Origin of the sequence: Aquitalea magnusonii (assembly GCF_002217795.2) — a bacterium.
GTDB classification, from domain to species: Bacteria; Pseudomonadota; Gammaproteobacteria; order Burkholderiales; family Chromobacteriaceae; genus Aquitalea; species Aquitalea magnusonii_B.
The window spans coordinates 3,717,347-3,742,217 of sequence record NZ_AP018823.1 but is presented as its reverse complement, the minus strand read 5'-3'; the positions used below and the strand labels follow the sequence as shown (position 1 = coordinate 3,742,217).

Genomic DNA, 24,871 nt, shown 5'->3' with positions numbered 1-24,871 from the left:
ACAGAACCAACAAGACAGAATCAGGCCAACATCAGACCAACCGTAGATTCACGATGGTGCTACCGGCACGATTACCGGCAGCTCAGGAGAGAGCGTCAACAGGATTTGACGAATAGCCGGCCACTGCTGTGGCTGGCCACGCAGCATGAATTCCCCAGCCAGCCGCACCAGGCAGGCTTTGACCCAATCGAGGGAAGGGGGCTGGCCATTATGCAAGACGATCCACTCGGCAATGGCACTGCCCAGGGCTTCGGTCACTTCGTAATGCCACACCCCCGGTGCAGCCTGATTCAGCTGGTCGTACAAGGTATCTGCCAGGGCTGCCACCATCGGCGCGTACTGCACCAGTTCGTCATGCAGCTCCAGACAGCCAGCACCCCAGATCACCAGCAGGCTGCGCTCGGCATCCGGACCGTCGTATGCCACACCCAAGCCGTTCCAGGAGCAGAAGTCCCGCATCCCTGCCGTTAAACACGCAGCGGTCAAAGCAATGGATTGCACGGAGGCCATGGCATCACTCCACCAAGGCCAGTGCATGTTCCAGCGCCTTGCCCTTGAGTTGCGCACCCTGACCGAACCAGGAGGAATCCAGCCGGTAGTCCTGACTGCGAGCACGACGGCGATGATCCACATACTCGGTCATCGCATTCACCAGCCCCCAGGCCGTACCACGAGTACCGGCTAGCATTGAACCCATGCCACCACCGCTATACAGTGCCGACACCTGCTGCAGTGCCTTCGAGGTGACTGCATCCTCCGTACCCTCCGCCAATGGCTCATCCAGCACCTCGCGGAAGAACTGACAGGCTTCTTCAGGAGAAACCGAGCGCTGCGACAGCTGCTTGATGTTCCCAATGAAGCGGTCCCAAGCGGACAGACCAAGGCCCAGCGCATCCTTCACGGACTGCGGATCAAACACAGTGGAGTGGGGCACCTTCACCGCACCGGTTCTATCCTTCACCGCCATCTGCAGGGTGTTGTTGCACACCACCCGTACCGACGTGAACTGGGCGGTTGTGCATAGCGTGCCATCACAACTGGTGGCTAGCAGCAAATAGGCTTTCATCCGATCACCGCCTTTGAGCAGGGCTTCCTGCCCTGTCTTGGCCAGTGCCCACAGTTTACGGCCCCCCTTCAATACCCCAGCGGTTTCCAGCTCAAAGCCACCGGCGCTGACCAGGTCGCGATAGAACTCCAACACTTCAGACGGCTGCACCACCTTGTAACGCGGCGAGACCACCGACAGTGGTGCCAGAGAGTCGGAGCGATACAGCACCTTGGAATCAGCAAACGGCCGGATGTGCATGCCGTCGTCGGCTACGTTGAACAAGACATCACTCTGCTCGATACGCCAGTCCATGCCGGCTTCAGTCAGCCACACTTCCAAAGGTTGTTGGGGAGAAAGCGGATTGCCCAGACCATGCCAGGGCGTGGCCCCGACAAAGGCCATGGATTCGATGAGATGGGACATAGATCACTCCAATGAAAACGCCCCAGACAACGCTGGGGCGAGGGCATAAAAGACACCCGGAGTGGGTGTCGCTGTGCATGTTCAAGGGGGTGATATAGGTCTGAAACAAACTGGATTTATAAGGATGGTCTGGTGTTCGTCCGAAGCTGCCGGTCACATACGAGATGCCGAGCGGCAGTTTTACACCGGAATTTGGATATGCCCAACTATGCCACTCGGATGCGGCCTTCACAGCGGTCAGCTAGATCCATTGCTTCAAGTCTCTGGTGGCATCTGAAATCTCAATTCAAGGATGCGCAGATGACGTGCCTCTACAAATCCCTTATTTGAAAATAATGGAGTGCACAAACTCCATTATTGGTAAAAATGTATTGTAGTCACTCCATTATTGGTAGAGAGAGTAGCATTTTTGGTGAATCATTCACTCACTTACAGCGGACAACCAAATGACAACTCAAGACATTGGTCAAATTCTCGCAACAAACCTGACAAACATTTTGAAAGTAGCGGGATCGCTGGATGAATACGGCAAACCAAAGCGGATTCGTTCAACTGACCTGCAGCGTGCAACAGGGGTTGCCAGGAGCACTCTTCGAACCCTTCAAAAAGATGGTGGCCGGGAGTCAAATCCGGATTTACGAACGCTTTGTCGGATAGCAGATGAACTTGGCATACCGGTAGCATTTTTACTAATGGACTCGCAACAGTGGCTAGCGCTTATTGAAGCAGCATTGGACATGCCGACGATGCTTGGAGCTGCGGCATTGCTTGATGAAGAACAGGGAATTCAGGGCCCGCTAAGCGCTATCAAGATTCTCCGCTATGCAAAGGTCTATCCGTTGGAAGCACCACTCGGGGGTACCCCTACTGGAAATCAGGCGCGTTACGATGAGTTGGCATCAAAAAATGAGGAAAAGAGGCGCAATGCGACTATCGCCGAGGCTCTTATGCAAGCCGGTGCTCGGACTCACGTCGCGCGCAAACAACTTACAGCATTTGCCGCCTCACTCGCTAATCGTGGTTTGGCGAACAAAGGCAGTACGTAACCAAGTAACACCTTAACTTAATCAGGAGATATGTAATGAGTATTAATTCTATTATCGACAGTGATCTCGAAGACCTGATCCAAAATGCAGATGGTGAAGATCTCAGCATTCTCGCAGACTTCATCACGGACAAAGGAAGTGGACGTATCGCACTGGATGCTAGTGTTTGCAAAGTTCTGAATGATGCCAGTAAGGCCGGCATGTTCACGCAGAGCGAACGTTCGCTACTTGCTGAAGAGCTGCGCCTTTTTGGGGGAAATGGCTTTGCAAATATGATGCGCGGCGGACGAGGCGTCCAATACCGGGAAATTGTTTGCGATGTTGCTGACCATGTGAAGGCCAATTACAACGCCAAAGCACCCATCGCTGACATTGAGTTCTCCGTTCTGACAAAAGTGCTCGAAAAATCGATGGAGGACATGTCTGAAGAAGACAAAAAGAAGCTATTTGAAGACTTTGGTGTGGGCTATACGCAGGGTGCCGGTCCGATGACTACTGCAGCACTGATCGCAGCAGCACGGGCGAGTGGGTTCGGGATTTATAAACTTACCGTCATTGTGGCCAACGCAGTTTCGAAGGCGATTCTGGGACGCGGTATTCCTGTAGTCGTGATGGCTCCGTGGTTGCGCGGTATTAGCATTCTCACTGGGCCGGTTGGGTGGGCGCTCACCGCACTCTGGACAGCATTTGACCTAGCTGCTCCAGCATACCGCGTCACAGTCCCTTGTGTGGTACATCTGGCCTACATGCGTCAGAAAGCGGCAGTTAAGCGGTGCAAGAAATGTGATGCACCTATGGCTATTGATGCCAAATTCTGTAGTGAGTGTGGACAGGCTGTCGCGTAATTGAGCGCGTGTTGCATGGTAACCCGAACCGACTGCCAGGCACCTTAACCATATGCAATGGGGGGTCCACTGCTTGCCGTAATAACTGGTACAGCAGTGGACTGACGGTGCAAACCTGACAGAGCTCTGCCAATCGCACTCTTTCTGCTGCATCCGCACTCACGAAAGTATTCAGCCTGACAATAGGCCCCAGCATCTGCATTTCATGCTCGATACCGGCTGAAACCCGAACTAAAAGCGGCATTGCTGCAGCCTCAATTCCAACGTAAGTGGACGGCACATTACAATTCGATCGATGAGCTGCTATTAACGTGAGTGGCTCTCTAAGAATTTAGCCCACCATTCCATCATCTTGACTCTCTCTTCTATGTACTCCGCACGGTTATAGGCAGCACGTACCTTGTTGGTCTCTACGTGAGATAGCTGACGTTCGATCGCATCAGGGTTGAAGCCTGCTTCGTTCAGGATGGTTGATGCGGTTGCCCGGAAGCCATGTACGTCGGCCTTTCCCTTGTAGCCCATGCTGTGCAGGGCTCTGCGTAGGGTTTCCGGCGACATCGGGCGGCGTGGGTCGTTACGGTTGGGGAATACGTGCTCCCGTCCCCCGCTGATCTCTTCCATGCTGCGCAGTACCGCTATGGCACTGCTAGAGAGCGGTACCAGGTGTGGCGGAGCGGTGTTCTTGAATTTCTCCTGCAGCTTGCGGTGCTCCGGTGGGATTGTCCACAGGGCCTTCTCGAAGTCGATTTCTTCCCACCTAGCTTGTGACAGTTCACCCACTCGGGTGAAGGTGAGCAGGGCCAGTTCCATCATCAGGGCAGTCTGCTTGTTGCCATCGAAGCTGGCCAGGCGTTTGAGAAAGTCTGGTAAGTCGTCCTGATGCAAGGCCTTGCGCGGTGTTGATTGTTGGGTACGCAGCGTCTTGCTGAGCGGAGCTACTGGATTGGTATCGCAGCGCTCAGTGCGAACAGCCAAGTCAAAGATGGATGCGCAGCGCTGTTTCAGGCGTAGAGCGGTATCGATTTTACCTGCACGTTCAACTTTCTGCAGGACGGCCAGCAATTGCATCGGCTTGATCTGCGAAATTGGCAGTTCACCCAGGAAAGGGAAGATGTGAGTTTCCAAAGATGCCAGGACTCGGTCAGCGTGGTCCTGGCTCCACTCGTGGCTGGCGCTGGCGTGCCATTCTCTGGCAATTAGTTCGAATGTTGTCGCATTGGATGCACTGGCATTGAGCTTATCCACCTGCTTTTGTAGGCCGGGGTCAGTATTTTGATCCAGCAGGCGTCTTGCATCTTCGCGTTTGGTGCGGGCTTGCTTGAGGGGGATGTCTGGGTAGACCCCCAGGGCAAGTGTCTTTTGCTTACCAGCAAAGCGGTAGTGATAGCGCCAGTATTTGGAGCCGTTTGGCATCACCATCAGGAACAGCCCTTGACCATCGGCCAACTTGACTGGCTTGCCGTCCTCTGAGGGCCTGAAAGCCTTTATCTGCGCGTCTGTCAGGGGCATTGCACCCTCCAAATGTTGGTACAAGATTTCTGCTGCGAAAATTGTACCAACATTTGTACCAACAAAACCACTGGAAGTGGCAGGACGTCCTCGGATGTCACAGGCATAAAAAAAGCCGCAAACCCTTACTGGGTGCGGCTCTTGTGGACTTTATCGGACTTTTTTGGAAGTGCAAGTGGTGCCCCCGACAGGAATCGAACCTGTAACTGCCCCTTAGGAGGGGGCCGTTATATCCATTTAACTACGGAGACGTCAATCCGGCTTAGGCGTTGCGGTCCACCGACAGGCGGGCCAGTTCTACCAGCGCCTGTTTCACCGGGGTGTCCGGCAGGTCGGCAATGGCGGCAATGGCTTGTTCGGCGGCTTTGATGGCTTCGTTTTTGGCGTAGTCCAGCGCGCCGCAGGATTGTACCGCAGCCAATACATCGTGGAAACGGTCGCGGCTGGCGTTTTCCAGTGCCTGGCGCACCACGTCGGCAGCGGCGGCGGGGCCTTGGCGCATGGTGTAGATCAAGGGCAGGGTGGCCTTGCCTTCGGCCAGGTCGTCGCCCAGGCTCTTGCCGATGGTGTCGGCGTCGCCACTGTAGTCCAGCACGTCGTCGATGATCTGGAAGGCGGTGCCCAGATACATGCCGTAGTCGGACAGGGCTTTGATCTGTGCCTCGCTGCCCTGGGCAATCAGCGCGCCGACGCGGGCGGATGCTTCAAACAGCTTGGCAGTCTTGTACTGGATGACTTGCAGGTAGTCCTGTTCGGACAGTTCGGTATTGCCGATATTCAACAGTTGCAGCACTTCGCCTTCGGCGATGATGTTGGTGGCTTCGGCCATCACCTGCAGAATCTGCATATTGTTGGTGGTCACCATCATCTGGAAGGCGCGGGTGTACAGGAAGTCACCCACCAGCACGCTGGCGGCATTGCCGAACAGGGCGTTGGCGGTTTCGCGGCCACGGCGCATGTCGGATTCATCCACCACGTCGTCGTGCAGCAAGGTGGCGGTGTGGATGAATTCGATCATCGCAGCCAACTCGTACAGATGTTCCCCTTCATAACCCAGTGCCTTGCCGGACAGCAGGGTCAGTACCGGACGCAGGCGTTTACCGCCCGCCGTGATGATGTACTCCGCCACCTGGCGGATGAGAACTACATCGGAGTGCAGGCGTGTGCGGATGACGCGGTCTACGGTCTGCATGTCTTCAGCGATCAGGGTACGAAATAGCGGGGTGGACACGGTTTTAGCCAGATGTTGTATTAGCGGAGCCAGAAGCGCGGAATGTTACCAGAAAAGCCATGCAGCCAGCCATGCCCACCTTTGCTGCGCGGCTAAACTGATGAAATTATTGACAACTTTTTGCACACTGCGTATAGTTTCGCGTTCTTCTTCGCGTGATGCGAGGAAGATTCCCTCTTTAGGAGCTATGCGAATGTATGCGGTCATAAAAACCGGCGGCAAGCAGTACAAGGTTGCCATCGGTGAAAAACTCAAAGTAGAACAGATACCTGCAGACGTCGACAGCCAAATCGTACTCGAAGAAGTGCTGATGGTCGCTGACGGTGAACAGGTTGTTGTAGGCGCCCCGCTGGTTGCAGGTGCCACCGTTACGGCTACTGTTGTTTCCCACGGTCGTGGCGACAAGGTACGTATCTTCAAGATGCGTCGTCGCAAGCACTACCAGAAACATCAGGGTCATCGTCAGAACTTCACCGAAATCCGCATCGACGCGATTTCGAAGTAAGGATAAACAGTCATGGCACACAAAAAAGCAGGCGGTAGCTCCCGCAACGGTCGTGACTCCGAAGCCAAACGCCTGGGCGTTAAGGCTTACGGTGGCGAACTGATTCCGGCAGGTTCCATTATTGTTCGTCAGCGCGGCACTCGTTTCCACGCTGGTGAAAATGTTGGTCAGGGCAAGGATCACACCCTGTTTGCCAAGGTTGACGGCTATGTTCAGTTCACCGTTAAGGGTGCTCTGCAACGCAAGATCGTTACCGTGGTACCGTACACCGGTGTAGACGGCGAATAATCGCTTTCTGCAGACAAGAAAGCCCTATCCTGTGAGATAGGGCTTTTTTTTATCCGGCTTGCCATGTGGCGGGCCAGACGAGGGGCAAGGCGTGAGGGCTGGTTGCCGGATGCAACCTTGACGCCTGACTCCTCAAGGAGGATGTATGAAGTTTATCGACGAAGCCCGTATCGAAGTGTTTGCGGGCAAGGGCGGCAATGGTGCCGCCAGTTTCCGTCGCGAAAAGTACGTGCCGTTTGGCGGCCCGGATGGTGGCGACGGTGGCAAGGGTGGCAGCGTGTTTGCCGTGGCAGACGAAAACGTGAATACCCTGGTGGAATACCGTTTCGTCAAGAAATACCTGGCGCAGCACGGCGAGCGTGGCCGTGGTGCCGATTGCTACGGCAAGGGCGGTGACGATATCGAACTGCACATGCCGGTGGGCACGGTGATTACCGACCACGACACCGGCGAGCTGGTGGCCGACCTTACCCATCACGGCCAACGGGTGATGATTGCCCGCGGTGGCAAGGGTGGCCTGGGCAATATCCATTTCAAGTCGTCCACCAACCGTGCGCCGCGTCAGAGCACGCCGGGTGAAGAAGGCGAACAGCGCACGCTGAAGCTGGAACTGAAAGTGCTGGCGGACGTAGGCCTGTTGGGCATGCCCAACGCCGGCAAGTCCACCTTCATCCGCTCGGTATCGGCCGCACGCCCCAAGGTGGCGGACTATCCGTTTACCACCCTGCACCCCAATCTGGGTGTGGTGCGCATGGACGATACCAGCAGCTTCGTGATTGCCGATATTCCGGGGCTGATTGAAGGTGCTGCCGAAGGCGCTGGCCTGGGCCATCGCTTCCTCAAGCATTTGCAACGGACCGGCCTGCTGTTGCACATCGTGGATATCGCGCCGTTCGACCCGGATGTCGACCCGGTACGCGAAGCACGTGCCATCGTGGCCGAGCTGGAAAAATACGATGCCGAACTGCACGGCAAGCCGCGCTGGCTGGTGCTGAACAAGCTGGACATGCTGCCGGAAGAAGAGCGTGAACTGACGGTAAGCGCCTTCCTGGAGGCTTATGGCTGGCCCAAGACCCAGCCGGACGACAGCCTGGCGTTTGATGTCGACACCCCGCGTGTATTTGCCATTTCCGCGCTGACGCACGAAGGCACCCGCGAGCTGGTGCGCGCGATTGATAACTATCTGCGCATCATGCGTGCCCGCGCCCGTGCGGCAGCCGAAGAAGCCGAACGTCAGGCCGAAGAAGCCCGCCTGGCCCGCAAGGCCGCCGCCCGCGCCCAGTTGGAAGCGGCTGAAGCAGCCAAGGCAGCCGCTGCTGCGGCTAAGGCCAACGGCGAAGAGGGCTGAGCCAGAATAGGCAATATGCAAGCCGGTTCCGGATGGGACCGGCTTTTTTACGTCCCTTGTCTATTGCTGGCGGGGCTGATTTTGAAAGTTTGATGTCGCGCCATCTGATGGTATAAGTAGTTCTACGTGGGTTTGTTGTATTTTGTACTCAAAAATACAATCGAATGCGACTTGGTTTTCCAGATATGGGCGTCAGCAAGCCTGGCTGTCCTCTCCGGTCAGGATGGATGCGTTATTTATCCTGTATCCGGAAGCATGCTTCTGGACAATTTGCGCTATTCATATAACCATTGCGCCAGTCAGCCTGCTCCGCCCATAAGGCAGCAGGTTGATGCAGCGTATCGATATGTTGCGGTGGCAGGGGCTGCCCGGCATGGTGTTAACAATAAAACCAAGCAGTAAGGAGAAGTCTGATGAGAAAAGTGATTACCGCCGTTTCTCTGGCGCTGATGGCCACTTCTTTTGGCGCTTTTGCCAAGGACTGGAAAGAAATCCGTTTTGGCGTTGACGCCAGCTATGCGCCGTTCGAGTCCAAGGCACCGAATGGTCAACTGGTGGGTTTCGACATCGACCTGGGCAATGAAATCTGCGCCCGCCTGAAGGCCAAGTGTGTCTGGGTGGAAAACGACTTCGACGGCATGATCCCGGCCCTGAAAGCCAAGAAATTCGATGGCGTGCTGTCCTCCATGTCCATCAACGAAGCACGCCTGAAGGAAATCAACTTCTCCGCCAAGCTGTTCAATACCCCGACCCGTATGGTTGCCAAGGCCGGCTCGGGTCTGCAGCCGACTGCCGCCTCCCTGAAGGGCAAGCGCGTTGGTGTTGAGCAAGGCACCATCCAGGAAGCTTACGCCAAGGCCCACTGGGCTCCGGGCGGTGTAGAAGTGGTTCCGTACCAAAACCAGAGCCTGGTGCTGGCTGACCTGGCATCCGGTCGTCTGGACGCTTCCCTGCAAGACGCCATCCAGGCTGACGAAGGCTTCCTGAAAAAGCCGGAAGGCAAGGGCTTTGCCTTCGCCGGTGGCAACCTGAACGACCCGAAAACCCTGGGTACCGGTGCCGGCATCGGCCTGCGCAAGGAAGATACCGATCTGAAAGCTGCCATCGACAAGGCGATTGCCGGCATGCTCAAAGACGGCACCTACAAGAAAATCGAAAAGAAATACTTCACGTTTGATGTATACGGCAAATAAGTCGTAACACGGACAGAGGCACCGCGCCCCGCTGCTGCAGCCGGGGCGCGTTTTCATCACGGCTGCGGAGGAGATGCGTAACACCCACTGTTACGTCCGCTGCCACGCGCTGATCCTGACGCCAATGCGGGCAAGATGCTGGCACCAAGCGCTCACGCAGAGCAGGTGCGGGCCATGTGCGCGCGCTGACCCGGGGACGGCGATAACAACATACAGGGGAAACGGCCATGTTTCTGGATGGATTCGGGCCAATCATCCTGGACGGTGCATGGGTCACGCTGGAGCTGGCAGTCATGTCACTTCTGGTGTCTTTCATCATCGGTCTGGGTGGCGCTGGCGCCAAGCTGTCGAGCAATCCCGTGCTCAAGGGCATTGCCACGCTTTACACCACATTGATTCGCGGCGTACCGGACCTGGTACTGATGCTGCTGATCTTCTACAGCCTGCAAATCGGCATGAATCATCTGACCGAATGGCAAGGCATGGAGCAGATCAACCTCAACCCCTTCGTGTCCGGTGTGTTTACCCTGGGCTTCATCTACGGGGCCTACTTTACCGAGACTTTCCGCGGGGCGTTCCTGTCTGTGCCCAAAGGCCAGATCGAAGCCGGCATTGCCTATGGCATGAGCAGCTGGCAAACCTTCTCCCGCATCCAGTTTCCCCAGGTCATGCGCTTTGCCCTGCCGGGTATTTCCAATAACTGGCAAGTCATGCTCAAGGCCACCGCGCTGGTGTCCATCATCGGTTTGTCCGATGTGGTGAAAGCATCGATTGATGCGGGCAAGAGCTCCTACCGCGTGTTCTTCTTCACCCTGGTGGCCGGTGCCATTTACCTGATTCTGACAACGGTTTCCAGCGTGGTGCTGATGTGGCTGGAACGCCGCTACTCCACCGGCGTGCGGGAGGCAGACCTGTGATCGACATCATCCAACAATACTGGAAAGCCTTCCTGTGGTCGGACGGCTATCACCTGTCCGGCCTGGCCGTCACCATGTGGCTGCTGGTGGTTTCCATTGCCTTCGGTTTTTGCGCATCCATTCCGCTGGCTATTGCCCGGGTGTCCAAGTCCAAATGGCTGTCCAGCCCGGTATGGCTGTTTTCCTACGTGTTCCGTGGCACGCCGCTGTACATCCAGCTGCTGTTCTTTTACACCGGCATGTACAGCCTGGACGTGGTGCGCGAAGTGGGCTTTCTCAACCACTTCTTCCGCGAAGGGTATAACTGCACCATTCTGGCTTTCGGCCTGAATACCTGTGCCTATACCACCGAAATCTTCGCCGGTGCCATCAAGGCCACGCCGTATGGTGAAATCGAAGCGGGCCGTGCCTACGGCATGAGCAAGTTCACCCTGTATCGCCGGGTCATCATTCCGTCGGCCTTGCGCCGCGCGCTGCCGGCCTACAGCAACGAGGTGATCCTGATGCTGCATGCCACCACCGTTGCCTTTACCGCCACCGTGCCGGACATCCTGAAAGTGGCGCGCGATGCCAATGCCGCCACCTATGATTCGTTCAATGCCTTTGGTCTGGCTGCATTGATTTACCTGTGTATCACCTTTGTTCTGGTGGCCCTGTTCCGCAAGGCGGAAAGCAAGTGGCTGGCGCATTTGCGCCCGATGAAGGCCTGAGTTACCCGCAAGGATAAAAGATGGAAAAGCTAGTCGTTAAAGACCTGCACAAGAGCTATGGCAGCCACGAAGTGCTCAAGGGCATCTCGCTCAAGGCCAAGGCAGGCGATGTAATCAGCATCATCGGTTCTTCCGGCTCCGGGAAAAGTACCTTCCTGCGCTGCATCAACTTCCTGGAAAAACCCAACGCAGGCAGCATCAGCCTGGGTGGCGAGGAAATCACCCTGCAAAAGAACAAGCAGGGCGAACTGGTACCGGCCGACCACAAACAGCTGCAAGCCATGCGTGCCAAGCTGGCCATGGTGTTCCAGCATTTCAATCTGTGGAGCCACATGACGGTGCTGGAAAACGTCATCGAAGCCCCCATTCATGTGCTGGGCCTGTCGCGTGACGAAGCCATTGCCCGCGCCGAAAAATACCTGCGCAAAGTAGGGCTGGACGCCCAGGCCCAGGCCAAGTATCCGGCGCACATGTCCGGCGGCCAGCAGCAGCGTGTGGCCATTGCCCGTGCGCTGGCGATGGAACCGGAAGTGATGCTGTTTGACGAACCCACCTCGGCGCTGGACCCGGAACTGGTGGGCGAAGTGCTCAAGGTGATGCAGACCCTGGCCGAAGAAGGCCGCACCATGGTGGTGGTGACCCATGAAATGGGCTTTGCCCGTAATGTGTCCAACCACGTGATGTTCCTGCATCAGGGCCGGGTGGAAGAAGAAGGCCACCCGGACGAAGTATTCGGCAATACCAAGAGCGAACGCCTGAAGGCTTTTCTGTCCGGCAGCCTGAAATAAGTTATCTGTTTTTAAAAAAGCAAAAGCGGCCCATTGTGAGATGGGCTGCTTTTTTGCGCTTGTCGTTTTAGCGACTAAGCGCAGTCAGCAACAGGGTGCTCGGTTACGCCGCAAGTAGCAGGCTGTGGCTTGGCCGCGTTACAGCCGACCATACCAATCCGGAACCGCCGGTATCTGGCAGCGTTTCTCCACATCCGGAATATCCCGCTGGTAGTCCTTATTGGTTTTGTCATTGTACAGAATGGTACGCAGCCGGAAATAACTGGCATACGGCTCGCGGTTGCCGGTGCTGGCCACCATGAACCAGGCCCGCGAATCGTGAATGTGCTCATCAAATAGCGCCAACAAGTTAGGGTCTGCCATCAGTTGGGCATACATCTGCTCGCTGTGGCGCAATAGAAAGACCGATTCATAAGCATGCTCCGGTGCCATGGACTGCACGCTGCCAATGCCAACCAGGCGCAGCAGCCAGTCTTTCCAGGTGAACGTCCCCACCCTGGGGGGCGGTGGAATGGTTTGCCAGGCTGGGCGCTCGCCTTTTATGGCCAGCGGGTCGGGTACGGCAATGGCCTGGCCTTGGGCGTCGTAGCGCGGCTCCACTTTTTTCCAGTGCAGATAATGCACCCGGAATTCCCTGGCCGCATTGCGCAACTGCGATTTATCCATGCTGGGGTCGAAATCCTTGGCGTAAGACGGCAGCTTGTCACTTACCTGCTGGCCGGTGGCCGGGTTGCGCACCCCGCTGGGCATGGGCTGCTGGGCCACTTGCTGCTGCGCCCGTTCCAGTGCGCGCTGGTCGATGGCTTTGCCTCGCTCCTTGCGGGCGGTATTGTCGGCTTGCACCTGTTGCAGCCGGGCCTGGGCCGCATCGCTGGCGCGGGCTTGCTCCCAGGCCTGGCGCGTCCAAGCGATTTGCGCCGGGTTATCCTCCGGAATGCTGCGGTAATACGGCAACTGCTCCTGCGACACCCCGCCTTCCCCGCCCAGGCCGCCGGCATAGCGGGCAATGCGCCAGGCGGTTATCAGCGCAGTCTGGCGGGCGATGATGCGTTCCACAGTGTCTTGCTGGCAGTCCTGCCGTACGGCCCAGGCATTGAAGCGTTGGATGAGTTCGTCATCTACTTCAAACGTCTTTGTAATGCGCTCATCCATCCAGCGCCAATCCTCGATAAATTGGATGCTGGCCTGTGTGTCGATAAACACCTGCTTGGGCAGCCTCAACGGCGCGCCAGCGTGAAAAGCAAACAGATACATGCGGCGCAGGGCGATCTGCGACAGCTGCGAGCCAATACCGTCGCGTGCCTTGCCCTGTTCGCCCAGGCCATAGCCACCGCCCACATCGGAATGTACGCCGGGGTAGACAAATTCCCCCAGGTGGCCGGGTGGGTAGTGGCCGGTATCCCAACGTGTGGAATCCAGCGGAAAGCAGATGCGCTGCTCGTGCGCCGATACCAGGTGCACATGCTGGCCGATCAGGCCGGGGGCATCCGGCAGCGGCATGGTGTCGTCCGCCCAGCCCATATGGCCCAGCGCCGGGGCGGTCAGCGCGGCCAGGCCCACCGATGCCACGGTATCAAACAGGCCAATAAACGGAATCTTGATCGGGATGCCAAATAACGTATAGCCACCGTCATCGCCACGCTCACACATTTCATGCAGCCAGTAGACAAAGGTGCGCGCCTCGGCCGCCCCGCGCGAAAAGCCATATACATACACTTTCAGGCAGGCCACGGTAGGCACTTCCTGGTTCTGTCGGTGGGTGAGCACCTTGGCCAGGCCCAGCTTCATCGCCTCCTTGCGCCGCCAAGCTGCCGGCCAGTTACGCTTTTGTTGCTGCAACTCATCGTTGGGGTCATTTAACGGGGGAAACTCCATGGCGCTGGCAATGTTGTAGGCATCGGCATCTTCCAGCCGGTTCGGGAATTTATCCACATCCGGGCTGATGGTGCGTTGCAGGGCATCAATCAGGCGGGTAAAACCCCAGTGAATGCGCATCTGCCCGCCAGCGGCATATTGCAGCCCCGCGGATGACGGCCCATCCTCCTTGATCTCGCGAAACTGGGTGCCCACCCCTTGCAGGTAATAGGCAAAAAAGCCATCCCTTGCTGCTCTGTCTCCCTGAATGGCGGCGCGGAACAACCGGCCAATATTGGAGTGGTTGTTCTGCGCTTCGTCGGTGTACAGATGGTTATTGGTGCCATCAAAAAACAGCGAGACATTGCATACCATGCCGCAGGGCGGCGGCCTGCGTTTGACATGGGCGGCAAAGTAAAGCGCATCCATTTCCCGGCTTTGGCTCATGCGGTTGGCGCGCAACACCTGGGCATCACTGGGGAAGGCATCACGTGTTTCATCCCAGGGTGGGGCGGTGTGGGCGGTGGCCAGGTTTACGGTGTGTTGGGACATGACTTTCCTTTCATCGCGGCGGCTTGTTGCCGCCATTGGCTGACCAGGGGGCCTTCCTGATCGCAATCAATGGTGACGCGGACTTGATCGCACGGCAGAAACACCAGGGTGACACCACAGGTGCGGGTATAGGGCAGCAGTTCCACCTGGGCGCTGAGGCGTTGGTAGGTGGCTTCTTTCTTTTTCATGTATTCCTTAAATTTCTTCTTCTCCTTGTCAATATTGGGTGCGCAATCCAGACAGGCGTCAGGATCTTTAAGCCAGCGCACGGTGGCGATCATGCCGGGATACCACTTCTTCGGCAGGCTGGCGCAGCACACCTCACCTCCAGCGCCAGGCGCGCCCGTGCGGCCGATGAAGTCGAATTCGGCATCCAGAATGGTGTAAATTTTCCCGGTCAGGTCATACACCCGCACCGGTGCGCCGATCAGGCTGAAGGAGGAGGAGCTGCCGGCGCAGGCGGTCAGCAGGGCGAGCAGGCAGCTGGCCAGTAGCCGCCGTCGCCTGCGTGGTGGCGGTGGACGGGGCTGGATGGTGCTGTGCGGGTTTACGGTGTGTTGGGACATGACTTTCCTTTCATCGCGGCGGCTTGTTGCCGCCATTGGCTGATCAGGGGGCCTTCCTGATCGCAATCAATGGTGACGCGGACTTGATCGCACGGCAGAAACACCAGGGTGACACCACAGGTGCGGATATAGGGCAGCAGTTCCACCTGGGCGCTGAGGCGTTGGTAGGTGGCTTCTTTTCTTTTCATGTATGCCGTAAATGCTTTTTGACCCGTTGGGTAGAGCAGCGACGCATCGGGATCTTTCACCCAGCGCACGGTGGCGATCATGCCGGGATACCACTTCTTCGGCAGGCTGGCGCAGCACACCTCTCCCCCTTCTCCAGGAGCGCCCGTGCGGCCGATAAAATCGAACCCGGCATCCAGAATGGTTCCTCGTTGCCCGGTCAGGTCATACACCCGCACCGGTGCGCCGATCAGGCTGAAGGAGGAGGAGCTGCCGGCGCAGGCGGTCAGCAGGGCGAGCAGGCAGCTGGCCAGTAGCCGCCGTCGCCTGCGTGGTGGCGGTGGACGGGGCTGGATGGTGCTGTGCGGGTTTACGGTGTGTTGGGACATGACTTTCCTTTCATCGCGGCGGCTTGTTGCCGCCATTGGCTGATCAGGGGGCCTTCCTGATCGCAATCAATGGTGACGCGGACTTGATCGCACGGCAGAAACACCAGGGTGACACCACAGGTGCGGGTATAGGGCAGCAGTTCCATCTGGGCGCTGAGGCGTTGGTAGGTGGCTCTTTTCTTTTTTATATAAGCCCTAAATTCATCAGGATCTGTTGGGTAAAGCAGGGACGCATCAGGGTCTTTCACCCAGCGCACGGTGGCGATCATGCCGGGATACCACTTCTTTGGCAGGCTGGCGCAGCACACTTCACCTCCCCGGCCAGGCGCACCCATACGATCGATAAAGTCGAATTCAGCATCCAGAATGGTGTCCATCTTTCCGGTCAGGTCATACACCCGTACCGGTGCGCCGATCAGGCTGAAGGAGGATGAGCCGCCGGCGCAGGCTGTCAGCAGGGCGAGCAGGCAGCTGGCCAGCAGCAGACGTCGCGGGGGTTGTGTCATTGGTGGGCTCCTGAGGGCTAGCTGGCCAATCTATTGCCCGACACAGCAGGGGATGGGCAGTCTGGCAAGCAGCATGACATCGGCAATTATTGGCTGATGACAGATGATTGCCTATCAGAAGTGGTGGTGATTAGCGCTGGATACTTCAGCGTTTTCAATAGCATGGCAGAGGAGCTGGCCGTACCGTGGCAGCATCGCCGGTGCCTGTCGCGTGGCTCAGGCCTCCAGCGCGGTGTGCAGTTGTTGCTGTAGCAATTGCAGAAACTGGCTGACCGCGGGTGGCAGGCGGCGGTCCTGCATGGTCATCAGTTGCAGCTGTCTTTGTTGCAGCAGCGGTTCGTCGATGTTTTTTGCCAGCAGCCTGCTGCATTCGGGCAGGCCGTGAATGGCCAGTCGGCTGCCCAGCGCAATGGTGTCGGTGTGGGCGGCAAAGCGGTGCAGGGTGCTGGAGTGTCCGCAGCTCAGCAGCGGGCTGAACACCTTGCCCTGTGTGCTAAAGCTCCATTCCAGCAATTGCCGCACCGTGTTGCCGCGCTCCAGGATGGCCAGCGGATAGCGGGTCAGATCCTCCAGGCTGAGTACCTCCTTTTCTGCCAAAGGGTGGCCGGGGCGCAGCAGCGCGCATACCGGTGCTGTATGTTGCAGTGTCAGGTCAATACCATGGGTGTTTTCTACGGCAAAGCCCAACCCGATGTCGGCTTCGCCGGTACTTATCCAGTGGCGTACCTGCTCTGGGCTGCCCACCTGCAAAACAAAGCGGGTATGCGGATAACTCAGGTGATAGAGCAGCATCACATCAGGCAGAAATGCATGGGCAAACCCATCGGTGCTGGCGAGTCGCACCATGCCGTCGCCGCTGGCATGGCGCGAAGATATTTCGCCTAGCACCAACTGGGCATCTAGCAGCGCGCGGCGGGCGTGATCGGCCAGTAGCTGTCCGGCCTCGGTCAGTACCATGCCACGAGGCTGACGCTCAAACAGTAGCGTGCCGGTTTCCTGCTCCAGTTTGGTGATTTGCCGACTGATGGCAGAGACCGCAACTTGCAGGTTTTCTGCCGCACCACCCAAGGAGCCGCAGCGAGCTACTTCAACAAAATATTTAAGTGCAATGCCATGCAGCATCCGGTTCCCCCTATTGCTATTTTGGCAAGTTCAATTGCCTGAATGGCAATAATGTCAATTGTCATCAATGATTTGGCGTTCTTAGACTGCACCAGCCATTCAACGTTAAACAAGGTGTGAGGTAAGAGTCGATGACGCAAATACATGCCCAGCGCAAGGAAGCAATTGCCAAGGCGCAGGCCTACTTTGATCAAGGCGGTTTATTGGGCGATCTGCAACGCCGGGTAGGCTTTCATACCGAAAGCCAGGATCCGGCACAGGCGGCCACCCATCTGGCTTACTTCCAGCAGGAGTTGATACCCACCCTACAGCGCATGGGCTTTCACTGCCGGATATTGGCCAACCCGGTGGCACCGCTGGCGCCATTCCTGCTGGCCGAGCGACATGAGGCCGACGGTTTGCCCACCGCGCTGAGCTATGGCCATGCCGATGTGGTACGTGGCGATGATATGAACTGGCGCAACGGCTTGAGTCCCTGGCTGGTGACAGTGGAGCAGGGGCGCTGGTATGGCCGGGGTACGGCGGATAACAAGGGCCAGCACACCATCAATCTGGCGGCATTGGAGGCGGTGCGGCAAAGCCGTGGTGGTCGATTAGGCTTTAACAGCAAATGGCTGTTTGAAAGTGGCGAGGAAATCGGCTCGCCCGGTTTACGGGAGATTTGCCAAGCCGAATCATCCGCCTTGCAGGCGGATGTATTCATTGCCTCCGATGGACCGCGTGTCAATGCTGATCGACCTACCTTGTTTCTGGGTTCGCGCGGCAGTGTGGTGTTTGAATTACAGCTGATCTTACGTGAGAGTAGCCAGCACTCCGGTAATTGGGGTGGGGCTTTGCGTAACCCCGCGGTGGTGTTGGCGCATGCTTTGGCCTGCCTGGTGGATGCGCACGGGGTGATTCAGGTGCCAGGCTTGCGTCCACCTCCGTTGGAAGATGGGGTAAAACGAGCATTGGCTAACCTGACACTGGCAGGTGAAGAGAACAGCCCGGCGGTGGATGCTAACTGGGGCGAACCTGGCCTGACGCCGCTGGAGCGCGTGATCGGCTGGAATGCGCTGGAAGTGCTGGCGCTGGAGTCTGGCGATGTACGTATACCGGAAAATGCCATTCCACCCAGCGCCAAGGCGGTGTGCCAACTGCGCTTTGTAGTGGGGACGGATTGGCGTAATACCCGGCAGCATATCGCGTCGCACTTGCAGCAGCATGGTTTGGAACATGTGCAGGTGCGTATTTTATCCAGTTCTGCCGCTACCCGACTGGCGCTGGATCACCCATGGGTTGAATGGGCCATGGCGTCCATCCGCAACACTACCGGCCAGCCTGCCGCCTTACTGCCCAATCTCGCTGGTACCGTACCCAATGATGCCTTTGCCGACATCCTGGGTTTGCCCACCTTGTGGCTGCCACACTCATATCCTGGTTGCTCCCAGCATGCCCCCAACGAGCATTTGCTGGCACCTGTGGCCCGCGAGGCGCTGGGGTTGATGGCCGGCATCTGGTGGGATCTGGGCGAGCAGGGTAGCCAACTGGTTGACCAGGCCTTGGCCTATTCAGGAGACAAACATGTCGACAGCTAAACCCATCAGCCTGACCCGCATTGTGGTGGCCACTTCCATTGGCAATGCGCTGGAATGGTTTGATATTGCCATCTATGGCTTTTTTCGCCGTGTATGTTGCATATCATTTTTTCCCGGCGGGAAATGAAACCGCCTCCATGCTGCTGACCTTCGGCTCCTTCGGTGCCTCCTACCTGATCCGCCCCCTGGGCGGTGTGGTACTGGGCAGCTATGCCGACCGCCATGGCCGCAAGGTCGCGCTGCTGCTGACAGTCAGCCTGATGATGGTGGGCACCGCCATCATCGCCCTGCTGCCCACTTATGCGCAGATCGGCGTGGCGGCACCCATCGGCATTTTTCTGGCGCGCCTGATTCAGGGCTTTTCCGCGGGCGGCGAGTTTGGCGCGTCCACCGCCATGCTGATCGAGCATGCGCCGCATCGGCGTGGGTTTCTCGCCAGTTGGCAGTTTGCCACCCAGGGCTTGTCCACCTTGCTGGCATCGCTGTTTGGTTATGGCCTGGTCAAGCTGCTGACGCATGAGGAACTGCTGGCCTGGGGCTGGCGCATTCCCTTCTTCTTCGGCTTGCTGATTGGCCCGGCCGGTTTGTTGATGCGGCGCTATCTGGACGATGCGCCCAGTTTTACGCAAGCCGAACACACCGCCACCCCGGTACGCGATATCTTGCTCAGCCAAAAAAGCATGGTGCTGGCGGCCATCGGGGTGATTACCGTGTCCACTGCGGTCAATTACATGCTGCAATACGTGCCCACCTTTGCCATCCGCCAGCTCAAGATGGATGCCGCCACCGGCTTTGCCGCCAGTATTCTGGCCGGGGTGATCCTCACCGTGGTGACGCCATTTTCCGGCTGGCTGTCCGACCGCATCGGGCGGCTGAAGCAGATGACCGTGGCCGGGGTGCTGTTTGCCCTCACCATTTACCCGGTGTTCCTGTATGTGTCCCTGAGCGGCAGTGCCTGGGCGCTGTATGTGCTGGTGGGCTGGCTGGCCTTGCTCAAGTCCATTTACTTTGGTGCCTTGCCTGCGCTGATGTCGGAAATCTTCCCGCCCGCCACCCGCGCCACCGGCATGGCCATTGGTTATAACGTGGGTGTGACGGTGTTTGGCGGTTTTGCCCCGGCCATCATCGTGTGGCTGATCAGCGCTACCGGCAGCAATCAGGCCCCCAGCTTTTACCTGATGTTCACCACCCTGATCAGCCTGAGCGCACTGGCCTATATCGCGCAAAGCCGGCGCACACCGAAAGTGCAGCCGTCGGCAGCCTGAGCATGGGGGGCGTGCCGTGGTCTGGTACGCACCCCCAGTCATGCAAGATGCGTTGACTTACCCCCGTCCGGCCTTGGACAATCCGCTTTTGCTTCTTGATGCCGGAATGTCATTGGAATCGCTCGCCGACTTTTTCCAGCCGGGCATTGCGCCGGATTCGCTGTCTGCGGTCAATCGTCTGCAACAGGCCTGGCCGTATCTGTCCGTGTTTGTCACGCTGTTTCGCGGTGGCGACGAGGAGGTGCTGATGCGCCTCCTGGTGCTGCGCGAACTGGGCAGCCGCGCCGACGCGCCGCGCTGGACGCCGCAGGAAATCGCCCAGCGCTTTGCTTATCTCAACGACACCAAGCTGGCCACCATTCTGGGCCGCCTGCGCGAGGGCGAATTGCTGGTGTACGACAGCGATGGCGGTCAGTACCAGCTGTCCGAAGGCGCACGCGTGGCGCTGGCGGCGCTGGCCACCTTGATTGACTTTGCCGGTGATGATGTCGAGCTGGGCTATCTCACCAGCCAGGTGGCGGCTGGCCAGGCGGTGGGGCAGTTGTCGGACGACGCACTCAAGCACTTGCTGGCGCGGCTGAACGAGCTGTATGGCGAGTTTGAAGAGGCGCTGGAATCGCAATCCGAATTCCGCATCCGCGCCGCCCAGCACCGGCTGGAAGCGGTATGGCGCTGGGTGGCCAAATCGACAGAAGTCATCCGCAGCCTCACCGCCGACGACACGCTCAGCCTGTCCGCCCTGAATCAGGCGCAGGCGGTGGCGCTGGCACAAAGCCGCATGCTGGCGCTGGCCGGTACTTTCGAGCGCCGACTGGCGCAGTTGGCCGCACAGCGTGTGCATCTGGGCAGTTCCGGCCTGACTTCCACCGATATTGCCGACTGGCTGCGCCGTCAGGCGGTGGGCCAACTGGCTGATCAACTGACCGGCTGCCTGTCCATCAACCCGGAACCGGCTTTCATCGCCACGCCGGAGCTGGCCGATATGGCGGAATTCGAGCTGCTGGCGCGCGAGCGGGCCAAGGCCGGCAATACCACCTTGCCCGGCAGCGTGGCCGCGCCCCTGTCCGGCGAGCTGGAAGTGGAGCGCCTGTTTGCCGCCGAAGCCATGTACGACGAACTGCTGACCCTGGGCCTGCAACTGGGCGAGAGCGGGGCGGACCACATCCCCATCCGGCAGGCGGTGCTGGCCGACAGCTACAACGAAACCGCCTACCGGTTGTCCTTGCTGTCCTTGATTGGCGACCCGGAAAGCCATGGCGATGCCAGCATTGTGGCGGCGCTAGCCAAATTGCCGTTCACCCTGCACGGTGGCGAAGCCGTGATTGAACCCGAACACCCGGAAGTAGCCACGCTGTCGGATGCGCGGCTGCTTCCCCATACCCCGAATTAAGCCATGGAACAGCAACTGAAAACCCTCACCGCCCGCCTGCTGGCACACCGCGTGGTGCCGCGTGGCGACGCGCTGGCGCGCAAGGCGCTGCTGGACGATATCTTCCGCCAGGAGCTGGACAAGCGGCTGGCCGATGTCGGCCTGCGGCTGGTGGAGAACCCCTATGCCGAGCACATTGCCGTCGCCCTGCTGCCGGAGATGACCGAGCCGGTATTCGGCAGCGGCGAAGCCTGGCTCAACAATAATCTGGGCCTGCCGCGCGATGGCGTGGCGCTGCTGGTCATCCTGTGGGCGCTGATCATCCTGCCCAAGCGCGAACGGCAGATTGCCCGCGTGGAAGCCGGGCGCGAAAACCAGAGCGATATGTTTGGCGCGCAAAAACCGCTGGAAACCGGCGAGGGCGTGTCCACCGGCGTGTCGGAAGACGCGCTGTATGCCGACTTCGGCAAGGCGCTGGGCGGCCGTACCCGCTTCAATGCCAATCTGGGCCGGCTGGTGAACCTGGGCTTTGTGGTACGCCGTAACAAGTGGCTGGATGAAGGCCCGATGCTGGATCTGATGATCGACTACAGCCAACTGGCCCCGCGCATCATCGAAGGCGCACTGTCCGAAGTGCTGGGCCAGCGCCGCAGCCAGGCGGCCGACGCCCTGGCCGACAAGACCGCCAGCGCCATTGCCCAGGCGGTACAGCCTACGGTGACGGAGGATGGCGCCAGCCTGTTTGCTGCTGTTGAAGGCCCCGAAGACGACACACAAGCCCCCGCGCAAGAGGAAGACCGCTGATGTTCCAGATGAAATCGGTAGAAATGGTGCACTGGGACTTCTGGCAACGGCTGGCCGTGCCGCTGGACGCGCAGATTGTCACCATCATCGGCCCCAATGGCTCGGGCAAAACCACCTTGCTGGATGCCATGCGCACCCTGCTGGCCATCAAGTGCTCGGGCAAGCGCGACTACAAGCGCTATGTGCGCAACAACCGCGAGCCCTTTGCCTACCTGCGCGGCGTGGTGGACAACCCGCGTCGTCCGTCCGGCGGCCTGTATCCCACGCCGTTCTTTCCCATCGTCAGCGATGCGGTGACGCTGCTGTGCCGCATCAAGAAACAGGGCGGCGACTGGGTGCGGCATTACGCCATTCTGGACGGTGATGTGCCGCTGGAACTGGCCGAGGCGCAAGCGCAATGGCTGGGTGTGCAGGAATACCGTCGCCGGCTGGAGGTGGCTGGCCTCACCCCCGCCGTGGGCGAGGTGCTGGCGCTGGAGCAGGGCGATACCGACAAGCTGACCGAGTACAGCCCCAAACAATTGCTGGACCTGGTGTTCCAGGTATTCGGCGACAAGGACGTGCTGGACAACTACCAGCGCGCCCGTGACGAACAACGCGCCACCGAGCTGGAACTGGAAGCACTCACCCGGCAGGAAGAAGCACTGGAAGCGCGGGTGGAAACCATGAAAACCCGCGCCGGGCGTTTTCTGGAATGGCGTCAGCTCAGCCAGACCATCCGCCGCCTGCAGGACGAAGCCCTGCCGGTGCTGGCCTATCTGGATGGCAAGAGCGCGCTGGGCCAGACCTGGCAAAACTACCGCGCCGCCTACGGCCAGCTCAGCCGCACCCGGCGTGAGCATCACGACACCCTGCAACTGGTGGCCAAGCTCAAGGCCGCCGAAGTGGCCGCTGGCGAAGCACGTCAGGCGGCCGAGCAGGCCCGTTTGCAGGCGCAGGAGCAGTTCATGGCCGCCAAGGCCGAACATGCCAGCGTCAGTGGCCAGCTGAAAGAGCGCGACCGCCTGCAAGCCCTGGCCAGCCGCGAATACGGTGCCGATGCCGCCGCGCTGTCCGACAAGCTGTCCGGCCTGCGCAGTGAGGCCGAGCAACTGAAAGACGGCCTGCGCGACCTGAACCGCCAGCGCGTCGACCTGAAAAACCATGTCGAGGCACTGGAAATCGGCCGTGGCCGCTCGCCGGAAGAAGTGCGCCAGTTCAAGGCGGCGCTGGACGAGGCCAATATCGGCCACGCCATGCTGTCCGACATCATCGAGGTGATGGACGCCGGCTGGCAGGGCGCGGTGGAAGCCATGCTGCGTCCGTACCGCCATGTGGTATTGCTGGAAAATCCGCAGCAAAAGGGCGAGGCCTGGCGCTTGGGTGAAAAACTGCGCTTCCGCCATTTTGTGGTGCCGGAACGCAGCAGCCCGCCGCCGGCGCGCAAGGGCAGCCTGCTGGAGGTAATCCGCTTTTCCGCCAATGCGCCGGACTGGCTGTACCAGCAGTTGAACAAGGTCAGCCGGGTGGAAAATGCCCAGGCCGGTGCCGCGGTGGATGGCGACTGGATTACCCGCGACGGTTACTTCCGCGAACGACGCGGGGCGCGCCATATCGGCGTGGCCGCGCATGAATTTGCCTTTGGCGAAGGTGCGCGCCAGTCGCGCCTGCTGGCACTGCGCGATGAACTGAAACAGCTGAACGTGCGCATTCTGGCCGACGAAGAACGGCTGGTGGCCATCACCCGCGAAGCGGCCGGGCTGGCCGAATACCTGGGCGGCATGGACGCCATCCGCCAACTGGACAGCCGTGCCGAAGAGTTTGCCGCACTTGCCGCCCGGCTGGACAGCCTGCAAGCGCAGCAGCAAGAGCTGGGCGCGCAACTGGCCGAAGCCAGTGCCACCAAGGATGCGGCCGACCAGCGCTACAGCGATGCGCGGCTGGAGCACGACCGCATCTGCCAGCGCGAACAGGAAAGCCTGTCGCGCTACGACGGGAAGCGTCAGGAAGTGGAAAACAGCCGCCGCCAGCTGCGCCGCCTGCTGGCCGAACTGCGCGAGTGGGCCGAGCGTTTGCCCGCCGATGCCTTGGCCGCCGAGCATGTGGCCGCGCTGGAAGAGGAATACGAAAGCGCTGCCGATGCGCGCCATCAGCTGAATTACCTGCAAGAGCGGCTGCAAGGCGGCGAATGGGAAACCGACGAGTCGGTACTGGCGCTGCGCGACAAGCTGGCCGACGACCTGGCGCAAATCGACCGCGAACGCCAGCGCCGCCAGAGCGAGGTGGACCGCTCGCGTGAACTCACCGACGACGCCCGCGCCGCCTATATGGGCAAGCTGCGCGCCACGGTGCGGGCTTATGGTGCCAATATCAAGCGTCTGGGCGAACTGGCCGGCATCGGTGTGGATGTGGAACTGCCCACGCTGGAAAACGACGACGCCGCGCTGGCCCAGGCCGGGCTGACGCTGCGCTTCAACTTCGACCAGAAGGGCCTGATGGGCATGAACGACGGCGAGGCTTCCGGCGGTCAGCAGGTGATGAAGTCGCTGATCCTGCTGATCGGCCTGATGATGGACGAGGCCAATCCGTCCGGCTTCGTGTTCATTGACGAACCCTTCGCCCACCTCGATATTTTCAACATCGACCGGGTGGCGGGCTTCCTCAAGGCTACCGAGGCGCAGTATCTGATCACCACGCCCAACACCCACAACATCAATATCTTTGCACCATCGGAACTGACGCTGGCCACCCGCAAGAAGCGGCCGGGCGAGCAGTGGGCCCCGCCCATCCTGCAAACCCGCCGCCGGGTGGATGCGCCGCAGGCAGACCCGCAAGCATGATGTTGCCGCCGGACGGGGAAACTTGTTTCCGT

24 protein-coding genes and 1 tRNA gene are annotated in these 24,871 nt (G+C 59.2%); 15 read left to right on the top strand and 10 right to left on the bottom strand.

All coding sequences use genetic code 11. From position 1 onward, the window contains the following. Window positions 1-48 precede the first annotated feature (48 nt). Together DLM_RS17655 and DLM_RS17650 are read right to left on the bottom strand one after the other, a co-directional pair. On the bottom strand, window positions 49-426 hold the full coding sequence (locus tag DLM_RS17655) for a hypothetical protein (protein ID WP_145985804.1): 378 nt from the start codon (window positions 424-426) through the stop codon (window positions 49-51). 88 nt (window positions 427-514) lie between these two features. After that, window positions 515-1,471 (bottom strand): DUF932 domain-containing protein, encoded by a 957-nt coding sequence (locus DLM_RS17650; RefSeq protein WP_119313217.1) that lies wholly within the window; start codon window positions 1,469-1,471, stop codon window positions 515-517. A 446-nt stretch (window positions 1,472-1,917) separates the two neighbouring features. Between DLM_RS17650 and DLM_RS23165 the strand changes: the two genes are divergently transcribed. Together DLM_RS23165 and DLM_RS17640 are read left to right on the top strand one after the other, a co-directional pair. Next, window positions 1,918-2,517 (top strand): helix-turn-helix domain-containing protein, encoded by a 600-nt coding sequence (locus tag DLM_RS23165; RefSeq protein WP_145985883.1) that lies wholly within the window; start codon window positions 1,918-1,920, stop codon window positions 2,515-2,517. A gap of 35 nt (window positions 2,518-2,552) precedes the next feature. Then, entirely contained in the window at window positions 2,553-3,362 is an 810-nt protein-coding gene (locus tag DLM_RS17640) for a ubiquinol-cytochrome C chaperone family protein (protein WP_089085205.1), read from the top strand. A 306-nt stretch (window positions 3,363-3,668) separates the two neighbouring features. On the opposite strand, the gene DLM_RS17635 is transcribed toward DLM_RS17640, so the two are convergent. From DLM_RS17635 to DLM_RS17625, 3 genes are all read right to left on the bottom strand, one after another. Continuing rightward, entirely contained in the window at window positions 3,669-4,871 is a 1,203-nt protein-coding gene (locus DLM_RS17635; RefSeq protein ID WP_089085204.1) for a tyrosine-type recombinase/integrase, read from the bottom strand. A 176-nt stretch (window positions 4,872-5,047) separates the two neighbouring features. Further along, a tRNA-Arg gene (locus DLM_RS17630) sits at window positions 5,048-5,122 on the bottom strand. 11 nt (window positions 5,123-5,133) lie between these two features. Next, on the bottom strand, window positions 5,134-6,063 hold the full coding sequence (locus DLM_RS17625; RefSeq protein WP_231960268.1) for a polyprenyl synthetase family protein: 930 nt from the start codon (window positions 6,061-6,063) through the stop codon (window positions 5,134-5,136). Window positions 6,064-6,295: 232 nt separating this feature from the next. On the opposite strand from DLM_RS17625, the gene rplU reads away from it, so the two are divergent. The 7 genes from rplU (at window position 6,296) to DLM_RS17590 (ending at window position 11,851) form a co-directional block, all read left to right on the top strand. Then, window positions 6,296-6,607 carry a 50S ribosomal protein L21 gene (rplU, locus tag DLM_RS17620; RefSeq protein WP_045847786.1) on the top strand — a complete coding sequence of 104 codons (312 nt, stop codon included), beginning with the start codon at window positions 6,296-6,298 and terminating at the stop codon, window positions 6,605-6,607. A 12-nt stretch (window positions 6,608-6,619) separates the two neighbouring features. After that, the gene (gene rpmA / locus DLM_RS17615; RefSeq protein ID WP_045847787.1) at window positions 6,620-6,895 is read left to right on the top strand and encodes a 50S ribosomal protein L27; all 276 of its coding nucleotides are present in this window, start codon (window positions 6,620-6,622) and stop codon (window positions 6,893-6,895) included. Between the two features lie 145 nt (window positions 6,896-7,040). Then, complete coding sequence (obgE, locus tag DLM_RS17610; RefSeq protein WP_089085202.1) at window positions 7,041-8,243, top strand: GTPase ObgE; 1,203 nt, start codon at window positions 7,041-7,043, stop codon at window positions 8,241-8,243. A 413-nt stretch (window positions 8,244-8,656) separates the two neighbouring features. After that, window positions 8,657-9,436 (top strand): ABC transporter substrate-binding protein, encoded by a 780-nt coding sequence (locus DLM_RS17605; RefSeq protein WP_089085201.1) that lies wholly within the window; start codon window positions 8,657-8,659, stop codon window positions 9,434-9,436. A gap of 227 nt (window positions 9,437-9,663) precedes the next feature. Continuing rightward, the gene (locus DLM_RS17600; RefSeq protein WP_045847790.1) at window positions 9,664-10,353 is read left to right on the top strand and encodes an ABC transporter permease; all 690 of its coding nucleotides are present in this window, start codon (window positions 9,664-9,666) and stop codon (window positions 10,351-10,353) included. Next, the gene (locus DLM_RS17595; RefSeq protein ID WP_089085200.1) at window positions 10,350-11,063 is read left to right on the top strand and encodes an ABC transporter permease; all 714 of its coding nucleotides are present in this window, start codon (window positions 10,350-10,352) and stop codon (window positions 11,061-11,063) included. The genes DLM_RS17600 and DLM_RS17595 overlap by 4 nt, the downstream gene beginning before the upstream one ends. Window positions 11,064-11,083: 20 nt before the next feature. Then, window positions 11,084-11,851: an ABC transporter ATP-binding protein gene (locus DLM_RS17590; protein ID WP_045847792.1), complete on the top strand. Its 768-nt coding sequence runs from the start codon at window positions 11,084-11,086 to the stop codon at window positions 11,849-11,851. Window positions 11,852-11,989: 138 nt separating this feature from the next. On the opposite strand, the gene DLM_RS17585 is transcribed toward DLM_RS17590, so the two are convergent. The 5 genes from DLM_RS17585 to DLM_RS17565 form a co-directional block, all read right to left on the bottom strand. Further along, the gene (locus DLM_RS17585) at window positions 11,990-14,257 is read right to left on the bottom strand and encodes a T6SS phospholipase effector Tle1-like catalytic domain-containing protein (RefSeq protein ID WP_167467152.1); all 2,268 of its coding nucleotides are present in this window, start codon (window positions 14,255-14,257) and stop codon (window positions 11,990-11,992) included. Continuing rightward, window positions 14,239-14,823: a DUF3304 domain-containing protein gene (locus DLM_RS17580; protein WP_167467151.1), complete on the bottom strand. Its 585-nt coding sequence runs from the start codon at window positions 14,821-14,823 to the stop codon at window positions 14,239-14,241. Before DLM_RS17580 ends, DLM_RS17585 begins: the two co-directional genes overlap by 19 nt. Beyond that, a complete protein-coding gene (locus DLM_RS17575; RefSeq protein WP_167467150.1) occupies window positions 14,805-15,377 on the bottom strand; it encodes a DUF3304 domain-containing protein in 573 nt (190 codons plus the stop codon). Before DLM_RS17575 ends, DLM_RS17580 begins: the two co-directional genes overlap by 19 nt. Continuing rightward, entirely contained in the window at window positions 15,359-15,883 is a 525-nt protein-coding gene (locus DLM_RS17570; protein WP_089085197.1) for a DUF3304 domain-containing protein, read from the bottom strand. Before DLM_RS17570 ends, DLM_RS17575 begins: the two co-directional genes overlap by 19 nt. A 216-nt stretch (window positions 15,884-16,099) precedes the next feature. Next, window positions 16,100-17,005: a LysR family transcriptional regulator gene (locus tag DLM_RS17565; RefSeq protein WP_089085196.1), complete on the bottom strand. Its 906-nt coding sequence runs from the start codon at window positions 17,003-17,005 to the stop codon at window positions 16,100-16,102. A gap of 131 nt (window positions 17,006-17,136) precedes the next feature. Here DLM_RS17565 and DLM_RS17560 point away from each other — a divergent pair, with 131 nt between their 5' ends. From DLM_RS17560 to DLM_RS17540, 6 genes are all read left to right on the top strand, one after another. After that, window positions 17,137-18,582 (top strand): M20 family metallopeptidase, encoded by a 1,446-nt coding sequence (locus DLM_RS17560; RefSeq protein WP_089085195.1) that lies wholly within the window; start codon window positions 17,137-17,139, stop codon window positions 18,580-18,582. After that, window positions 18,569-18,709, top strand: a complete 141-nt coding sequence (locus DLM_RS23530) for a hypothetical protein (protein WP_197715442.1) — start codon at window positions 18,569-18,571, stop codon at window positions 18,707-18,709. Before DLM_RS17560 ends, DLM_RS23530 begins: the two co-directional genes overlap by 14 nt. Further along, on the top strand, window positions 18,657-19,847 hold the full coding sequence (locus tag DLM_RS17555; RefSeq protein ID WP_331852732.1) for an MFS transporter: 1,191 nt from the start codon (window positions 18,657-18,659) through the stop codon (window positions 19,845-19,847). Before DLM_RS23530 ends, DLM_RS17555 begins: the two co-directional genes overlap by 53 nt. Window positions 19,848-19,953: 106 nt before the next feature. Next, window positions 19,954-21,237, top strand: a complete 1,284-nt coding sequence (locus tag DLM_RS17550) for a hypothetical protein (protein WP_089085194.1) — start codon at window positions 19,954-19,956, stop codon at window positions 21,235-21,237. A gap of 3 nt (window positions 21,238-21,240) precedes the next feature. Then, complete coding sequence (locus DLM_RS17545; protein ID WP_089085193.1) at window positions 21,241-22,020, top strand: hypothetical protein; 780 nt, start codon at window positions 21,241-21,243, stop codon at window positions 22,018-22,020. Further along, window positions 22,020-24,839 (top strand): ATP-binding protein, encoded by a 2,820-nt coding sequence (locus tag DLM_RS17540; RefSeq protein WP_089085192.1) that lies wholly within the window; start codon window positions 22,020-22,022, stop codon window positions 24,837-24,839. Before DLM_RS17545 ends, DLM_RS17540 begins: the two co-directional genes overlap by 1 nt. Window positions 24,840-24,871: the final 32 nt, after the last annotated feature.

Excerpts from the sequence above, each read along its gene's own strand:
- DLM_RS17650 (WP_119313217.1), bottom strand. The coding sequence starts at position 1,471 with ATGTCCCATCTCATCGAATCCATGGCCTTTGTCGGGGCCACGCCCTGG.
- DLM_RS23165 (WP_145985883.1), top strand. The coding sequence starts at position 1,918 with ATGACAACTCAAGACATTGGTCAAATTCTCGCAACAAACCTGACAAAC.
- DLM_RS17640 (WP_089085205.1), top strand. The coding sequence starts at position 2,553 with ATGAGTATTAATTCTATTATCGACAGTGATCTCGAAGACCTGATCCAA.
- DLM_RS17635 (WP_089085204.1), bottom strand. The coding sequence starts at position 4,871 with ATGCCCCTGACAGACGCGCAGATAAAGGCTTTCAGGCCCTCAGAGGAC.
- DLM_RS17625 (WP_231960268.1), bottom strand. The coding sequence starts at position 6,063 with ATGCAGACCGTAGACCGCGTCATCCGCACACGCCTGCACTCCGATGTA.
- rplU (WP_045847786.1), top strand. The coding sequence starts at position 6,296 with ATGTATGCGGTCATAAAAACCGGCGGCAAGCAGTACAAGGTTGCCATC.
- rpmA (WP_045847787.1), top strand. The coding sequence starts at position 6,620 with ATGGCACACAAAAAAGCAGGCGGTAGCTCCCGCAACGGTCGTGACTCC.
- obgE (WP_089085202.1), top strand. The coding sequence starts at position 7,041 with ATGAAGTTTATCGACGAAGCCCGTATCGAAGTGTTTGCGGGCAAGGGC.
- DLM_RS17605 (WP_089085201.1), top strand. The coding sequence starts at position 8,657 with ATGAGAAAAGTGATTACCGCCGTTTCTCTGGCGCTGATGGCCACTTCT.
- DLM_RS17600 (WP_045847790.1), top strand. The coding sequence starts at position 9,664 with ATGTTTCTGGATGGATTCGGGCCAATCATCCTGGACGGTGCATGGGTC.
- DLM_RS17590 (WP_045847792.1), top strand. The coding sequence starts at position 11,084 with ATGGAAAAGCTAGTCGTTAAAGACCTGCACAAGAGCTATGGCAGCCAC.
- DLM_RS17585 (WP_167467152.1), bottom strand. The coding sequence starts at position 14,257 with ATGTCCCAACACACCGTAAACCTGGCCACCGCCCACACCGCCCCACCC.
- DLM_RS17580 (WP_167467151.1), bottom strand. The coding sequence starts at position 14,823 with ATGTCCCAACACACCGTAAACCCGCACAGCACCATCCAGCCCCGTCCA.
- DLM_RS17575 (WP_167467150.1), bottom strand. The coding sequence starts at position 15,377 with ATGTCCCAACACACCGTAAACCCGCACAGCACCATCCAGCCCCGTCCA.
- DLM_RS17570 (WP_089085197.1), bottom strand. The coding sequence starts at position 15,883 with ATGACACAACCCCCGCGACGTCTGCTGCTGGCCAGCTGCCTGCTCGCC.
- DLM_RS17565 (WP_089085196.1), bottom strand. The coding sequence starts at position 17,005 with ATGCTGCATGGCATTGCACTTAAATATTTTGTTGAAGTAGCTCGCTGC.
- DLM_RS17560 (WP_089085195.1), top strand. The coding sequence starts at position 17,137 with ATGACGCAAATACATGCCCAGCGCAAGGAAGCAATTGCCAAGGCGCAG.
- DLM_RS23530 (WP_197715442.1), top strand. The coding sequence starts at position 18,569 with ATGTCGACAGCTAAACCCATCAGCCTGACCCGCATTGTGGTGGCCACT.
- DLM_RS17555 (WP_331852732.1), top strand. The coding sequence starts at position 18,657 with ATGGCTTTTTTCGCCGTGTATGTTGCATATCATTTTTTCCCGGCGGGA.
- DLM_RS17550 (WP_089085194.1), top strand. The coding sequence starts at position 19,954 with ATGTCATTGGAATCGCTCGCCGACTTTTTCCAGCCGGGCATTGCGCCG.
- DLM_RS17545 (WP_089085193.1), top strand. The coding sequence starts at position 21,241 with ATGGAACAGCAACTGAAAACCCTCACCGCCCGCCTGCTGGCACACCGC.
- DLM_RS17540 (WP_089085192.1), top strand. The coding sequence starts at position 22,020 with ATGTTCCAGATGAAATCGGTAGAAATGGTGCACTGGGACTTCTGGCAA.